Annotated in this window: 5 protein-coding genes; 1 reads left to right on the top strand and 4 read right to left on the bottom strand. The window is 45.6% G+C overall.

Going from position 1 to position 6,331, the window contains the following annotated elements; translation table 11 throughout:
* Window positions 1-253: 253 nt before the first annotated feature.
* Entirely contained in the window at window positions 254-1,426 is a 1,173-nt protein-coding gene (gene tnpB / locus PX481_RS07200) for an IS200/IS605 family element RNA-guided endonuclease TnpB (RefSeq protein WP_002764978.1), read from the bottom strand.
* 340 nt (window positions 1,427-1,766) lie between these two features.
* Between tnpB and thrC the strand changes: the two genes are divergently transcribed.
* Window positions 1,767-2,876 carry a threonine synthase gene (gene thrC / locus PX481_RS07195; RefSeq protein ID WP_288094153.1) on the top strand — a complete coding sequence of 370 codons (1,110 nt, stop codon included), beginning with the start codon at window positions 1,767-1,769 and terminating at the stop codon, window positions 2,874-2,876.
* A gap of 30 nt (window positions 2,877-2,906) precedes the next feature.
* Here the strand turns inward: thrC and hisB are convergent, their stop codons facing one another.
* From hisB to PX481_RS07180, 3 genes are all read right to left on the bottom strand, one after another.
* Window positions 2,907-3,536 carry an imidazoleglycerol-phosphate dehydratase HisB gene (gene hisB / locus PX481_RS07190; RefSeq protein ID WP_002756684.1) on the bottom strand — a complete coding sequence of 210 codons (630 nt, stop codon included), beginning with the start codon at window positions 3,534-3,536 and terminating at the stop codon, window positions 2,907-2,909.
* A 210-nt stretch (window positions 3,537-3,746) separates the two neighbouring features.
* A complete protein-coding gene (locus tag PX481_RS07185; protein ID WP_288094151.1) occupies window positions 3,747-5,261 on the bottom strand; it encodes an energy transducer TonB in 1,515 nt (504 codons plus the stop codon).
* Window positions 5,262-5,427: 166 nt separating this feature from the next.
* Window positions 5,428-6,111 carry a hypothetical protein gene (locus PX481_RS07180; RefSeq protein ID WP_002756686.1) on the bottom strand — a complete coding sequence of 228 codons (684 nt, stop codon included), beginning with the start codon at window positions 6,109-6,111 and terminating at the stop codon, window positions 5,428-5,430.
* Window positions 6,112-6,331 lie beyond the last annotated feature (220 nt).

Below are 6,331 nucleotides of genomic sequence, written 5' to 3'. Positions count from 1 at the left end.
GATTCCATAAAGATAAATCGCGTCTGAGTTTAGGAGCGAGATTAATGGTGGGGACGGTACTTTCCTTCATAATTTCTATCTCTGGCTATTTACCCGGTGATGGTTTATTAAGTAGTTAGGTGTTAACTGTCAAACACCCCCCTTATCAAGGGGGGCAGGGGGGATCAAACCCCCCTTATCAAGCAGGGGGGAGCCATCTTCAATTTAAATATAACCAGCTAAGTGAACTACTCTCAACAGAGTTGAGAGCTTCCTATTTCACGGGGGATTGCCTCAAGACGGACTTACGCCCAACTTTTGGTCTTACATCCCCTCTATAGGCAGTATCGCTAGTTCCTAACGACAATATCCGTAAGGCTTCATTTTTGATGTTTATCGCCGCATTTATATCACGATCATGGGTTGTTTTGCAATGCTCACAAGTCCATGTTCTAACATCAAGTGGTAAACTCGCTACTTGATTTAGACAGACATTACAAGTTTTAGAACTAGGGAAAAACCTATCAACTTCGATATAAGTTTTTCCTTCCCATTCTGCCTTGTATTTAAGCATTGTACAAAACATTCCCCAACCACAATCACTAATAGCCTTAGCTAAATTATGATTGCGTACCATGCCTTTAACATTGAGATTTTCTACCGCAATAACTTGGTTTTCGTTAACTATCTTACGGGATAGCTTGTGGAGAAAATCCTCACGACATCTTGAGATTTTAGAGTGAACTTTAGCTACTTTACGTCTAGCTTTTTGACGGTTGTTACTTCCCTTCTTTTTACGGGATAACTTTTGTTGTTTACGCTTTAAATTACGTTGATGTTTAGCTAAATGTCTAGGATTCTCATACTTACTACCATTGCTGGTAATGGCAAAATGAGTAAGTCCTAAATCAATTCCTATGCCTTTGCCATCCTTTGATGTCTCAGGCAACTCCAATTCGTCATCAACTAAAATAGAAGCGTAGTATTTACCGTCTGGAGTTTTTGAGATAGTAACGGTTTTAATTGTTCCTTCAAATTCCCGATGACGCACACAATAAACTAATCCAACTTTACCCGGTAATTTGAGGTAGTCACCTTCAAACTTGACATTAGCTGGATAGCTAATTGATTGCCTACCATGTTTGGACTTGAATCTTGGTAATCTAGCCCGTTTTTCAAAGAAATTTTGATAAGCTTGCGATAAGTTCAAAGCAACAACCTGTAAGCACTGAGAATAAGCATCTGTCAACCACTCATATTCTTTTTTGAGACTAGGCAATAGTCCCTGAATATAGTTTCGTGTTAGCCCTTTTCCTGTGGTTTTATAGGTTTCTTGGCATAAATTCAAGGAATAGTTCCAAAACCAGCGACAACAGCCGAAGCCTTTAGCTAAGGCTATTTCTTGCTCGGTATTGGGTTTTATTGTGAATTTATATGCTTTGTACATAGCTGTTATCAAGAATCTATATTTATGATAACACAACTTTATAGAATTGTCTATATGCTGGTCAGCATTCATCCCATCGCTAAAAGCGAGGGACTTCTGCTGACACTAAGTTAAATCAACTTCTGAAAGACAAAAAGGGCAAAAAATCAGAGTTTTAGCAATAAAATAACTATTTTTTGACCAAAAAGGTCATTTATTGGCTGTTACTGCCTTTTATCTTCCCGCATCCCTGTTTTAGACCCCATGAATCCCAACTGGGCGATCGAGATGAATTTTTTGGACTGCTTATTGGATAGAATAGGAAGTTAGGCCATCTAATCAAATCTGTATCCTTAAGGCTATGACAACTATTTCTCGATCGATCCCCCAATCACCCACTAAATCCTCGTCTATCGGCGGCTGGCGCGGTTTGATCGAAGAATATCGCCAATTTCTGCCCGTAAGCAGTAAAACCCCTGTAATTACCCTCCTAGAAGGCAATACACCCCTGATACCCGCCCCCTATCTCTCAGCACAAATCGGGCGCGATGTCAAGGTTTTTGTCAAATATGATGGTTTAAATCCCACCGGCAGCTTTAAAGACCGGGGCATGACCATGGCCATCTCGAAAGCTAAAGAAGAAGGGGCAAAAGCGGTGATTTGTGCCAGTACCGGCAACACCTCGGCGGCGGCGGCAGCCTATGCAAGAAGGGCCGGGATGCGGGCCTTTGTGATTATCCCCGATGGTTATGTGGCCTTAGGAAAATTGGCCCAGGCTTTATTGTACGGAGCGGAAGTCATCGCTATTAATGGCAACTTCGATGATGCCCTCAAGATTGTCCGCCAACTATCAGAAAATTATCCCGTAACTTTAGTCAATTCCGTCAATCCCTACCGTTTAGAGGGTCAAAAAACTGCTGCTTTCGAGATTGTCGATGTCTTGGGTAATGCCCCCGACTGGTTATGTATTCCCGTGGGTAATGCGGGCAATATTAGCGCCTATTGGATGGGATTCTGTCAGTATCACCAGATAGGCAAATGTGACCGACTGCCGAAGATGATGGGTTTTCAGGCCGCCGGGGCTGCCCCTTTTATCTCTAAACAACCGGTTGACCATCCCGAAACCCTAGCCACGGCTATCCGTATCGGCAACCCCGCTAACTGGGAAAAAGCCTGGGCTGCTAGTCACGCTAGTCAAGGGCAATTTCACGCGGTCAGCGATGAGGAAATATTGGCAGCCTATCGGATTTTAGGAGGCCAAGAGGGGGTTTTCTGTGAACCAGCCAGCGCCTCTTCTGTGGCAGGATTATTAAAAGTGCATCAACAGGTTCCCGATGGGGCCACCGTAGTGTGTGTTTTAACGGGAAATGGACTAAAAGACCCAGATTCGGCGGTAAAACACAGCAATAACCAACTAAAATCTGGGATTGCTCCCGAATTAACCCAAGTGGCTCAAATTATGGGCTTTTAAGCTAACGTTAATTCGGGTTAAGCAGCGCTTCTATAAAACTCCCTTAGAACTGGGAATTATACCGGCGCGACGGGGATCGATCGCTATGGCCATACTCATCGCCCGGGCAAAAGCTTTAAAAGTAGCCTCAATAATATGATGGGAATTAATCCCGTCTAATTGACGAATATGTAGGGTCATTTGACTGTGATTGACCAAAGCAACAAAAAATTCCCGCACTAGCTGAGTATCGTAGGTTCCCACTCTTTGGGTAGGAATTTCTAGACCATAACTGAGGTGGGGACGACCGGAAAAATCGAGGGCAACTTGCACTAAAGCTTCATCGAGAGGGGCGACAAAATGCCCGAAACGGACGATGCCTTTTTTGTCGCCTAAAGCTTGCAGTAAAGCTTGTCCGAGGGTGATTCCCACGTCTTCATTGGTGTGATGGTCATCAATTTCTAAATCTCCGGTGGCGCGCACATCGAGATCGATCGCAGCGTGGGAGGCGATTTGCTGCAACATATGATCAAGAAAGGGAATTCCTGTCTGGGCGCGACAATTGCCGCTACCATCAAGATCGATCGTCACCTCTACATCGGTTTCTTTGGTAGTACGACTAACCGAGGCGCGACGGCAAGGTGAGACAAAAGAATCGGGTATCTGGGAAGTGGAAATCATTTAAGTAAAAATAAGTAGGTAGCCGTTAAAAATTATCAGATGCCCCCCTTATTAAGGGGGGATTAAGGGGGGATCGGCACCCCCCTTATCAAGGGGGGATTAAGGGGGGATCGAATTATGGACTAGGGAGATGGGGGTTTTTTTCAGTAATCAGTGAACTTAAAACTCATATCTGATAACTGATAACTGATAACTGATCACTGAAAAGGCCTAACTTTCTGGTTCAGTTTTAGCTTCCGCTGGCGGACCGGGGGGCAACACTTCCTCGCTCAGGGGTTGAGGATTTTGGCTAGTGGGGGGACTAGCGGGGGAACCCTCCGGCTGATTGAGAGCGGGGGTTTGGGGAGGAGTTTCTGGGGCTTTTTCTTCGATTATCGCTTCTTTGGGCGGTTCTGACTGGGTTGGGGCCGGATTTGGACCTGTGGTTTCGGGCGGCTTGACGTTATCCGGTTGGGGGCTAACGGCCGGTTGCGGCGGTTGATTAGGACGAAGCGGGGTTTCAATTGCCGGCGTTACGGGGGGGGAGTTACGAGTATTGAGGTTACTACCCTCTGGTTTTGGGGGATTAGCGATCGCACCTCGGCACACTTCCGGGTTAGGGGCAAAACTGACTCGCACCTGATAGATTCTCGACTCACCACTGGGATTATTAAAACGAGTTGATCTCACTTCCCCAGCCGCCTGTTGATTGAAAATCGGGAAGCCAGCACTTTTAATTAACTGGGGTTCACTGCTGAGGCGGCCTTGGGCATCCACCGTCACCCCATAAACCGCCGTCCCCGCCAATTGACGGGAACAAGCCGTAGCGGGATAATTACCGGTCAAATTGACGGTAGTTATGCCTCTGCTGCCCTGATTGGGCTGATTTAGTTCATTTAAGGCGTTAGGATTAGTTTTTTGGACTCTGGCCAGCCAATCCACCTGATTTCTCATAGCATCCTCGTTACTGGTATTGCTTTTATCCGCCTCCAGGGAGCGCAAACGTTCCCGCATTTCCCACATTAATTGTTGACGACGCTGTTCATCTAGGGGCGATTGACCATTCGGCTCCGGTGTGCGGGCTAGGGAATTGTTTAATTGTTCCTGCGCCTGTTGCGATGCACTAAGGGGCGAATTTCGCAATCTATCTAAAGTTAGATTATCTTGGTAGGGATCGAAGTAAGGCCGCACCTGCTGGTTATTAGTCTCCCTAGGCAGATTATTATTGTCCGGCAGGGTGGGAACAGCAGGAGGACTGGGTAAACTGGGGGTAGAAGTGGGAAAATTGCGAGGAATCGGTAATCTACCCAGGGAGGGGATAGATGCCACGGGAGGAGAATAGATATTGACGGAGGGTAAAGAGGAGAGGGGAGGTAAAGCAGGTAAGGAAGGTAAGGGAGGAAGGGAAGAAACCGAGGGTAAAGGAGGTAAGGTGCTGTTATGGATGCCATCCATGGGGGGGAGAGGAGGCAAAGAGGAAGAGGACGAATTGGGGTTAGGCAGTTCCGGTAAGCTGGACAGGGAGGAGTCGAGACTGGGAAGACGTGACTGCTCTAGAGGGTTTAATTCAATCAGATTGACGTTGCGTAATTCCTTTTTTGGCTCCTGTACTGGATTATTGAGGAAATTAGGTAAGATAATCGCTAAAATTAGGGCATGAATACCAAGAGAAGCGGCGAACGAGAGATTATTAGAGTTAATTAGTTTATTTTCTTCGGTTTCTAGACCAAAATAGGAGGATGTCATAATGCTAGTTAATTGAGCAGAGCCTTGAGGGGAAAAGTTAACTCTATTTTAATCGTCAGGGCGATTTTTTTTCTTGAGGGCGGGGAATTAATTGGTGTCAGTACCCCACCACCCCACACCTAACACCCCACACCCTGCCACCACCGAAAAACTTTTTCAGCCAACCCTACTGATGCGGTGAGCGGGCCACAGCTTTTAATTTGGGATACAATTCCGAAGGGTCTAACAAAGGGATAAACTCATCGATTGCCGGTTTAAAATTAGCCGGAAAATTCTCCCTAGTTCCAGGACCGTTAGGCGATTTAGGCACTGATTCTAATTCAGGGAATTTGGGCGTTTCCGGGGTTAACTGCGAGAATAATTCCTCCACATTACTCATCCCTTTGCGAGGATCATTAAAAAGAGAAGTTTCTAAGTTGAGCAAAGAATCTTTACTCGTGGCTACTGTGCCATTATTATCGGTTTTTCCCGCTTCTGGCTCTGGACAGGGCTGCTCAAGGGTGGGAGAAGGTATATTGATCTGTTCCCGTTTAGGGATAACTGCTGGTTTTTTGCCATCTAACTGGGAATCTAGCAAGTTTTTACAAACCAAGCGCTCGAATTCCCCCGTAAAATGAAAGGTAGGATGGCCGCGACGGTGCCAAATTTTGAGGATTTCCTCCACCGAAATGACTTTGTAACGTCCCTGATAGAGTGCCTCTAAAATCGCCATGCGAATCCAATTTAGCGAATAGATGGGCAACCAGCGCTCGATTAATTCTTGCGCTTTATATCCTCTCATTTCAAATCGATATTGGTTGAGTATAGTCGCTATCTGCATGAGGTTGATCTCTGGGCTAATCTCTGCCATAGAATTTACAAAAACAGTGAGCGCAATCGTTACGGCTACTAGGCACTCTATATATTAAGATTCTATTCAGGTTTTTCCTAGAGAACTCCATAAAAAAGATGATCCAATAGTCAAGTGGTTTGATAAGGGATTTCCACAAACCACTTTGGCAAATGGGGAAGTCGATTAATCTGTTTTTCCAACTCTGCCATTGCCTTCTGAATCAACTTTACCCCAGTGT

It is taken from the genome of Microcystis sp. M53603_WE2 (assembly GCF_030065435.1).
The sequence above is the reverse complement of the archived record's forward strand: the minus strand, read 5'-3'. Positions and strand labels throughout refer to the sequence as shown.

Bases quoted from the DNA above. Each gene is read 5' to 3' on its own strand.
- thrC (WP_288094153.1), top strand. From the start codon at position 1,767: ATGACAACTATTTCTCGATCGATCCCCCAATCACCCACTAAATCCTCG.
- PX481_RS07180 (WP_002756686.1), bottom strand. From the start codon at position 6,111: ATGGCAGAGATTAGCCCAGAGATCAACCTCATGCAGATAGCGACTATA.
- tnpB (WP_002764978.1), bottom strand. From the start codon at position 1,426: ATGTACAAAGCATATAAATTCACAATAAAACCCAATACCGAGCAAGAA.
- hisB (WP_002756684.1), bottom strand. From the start codon at position 3,536: ATGATTTCCACTTCCCAGATACCCGATTCTTTTGTCTCACCTTGCCGT.
- PX481_RS07185 (WP_288094151.1), bottom strand. From the start codon at position 5,261: ATGACATCCTCCTATTTTGGTCTAGAAACCGAAGAAAATAAACTAATT.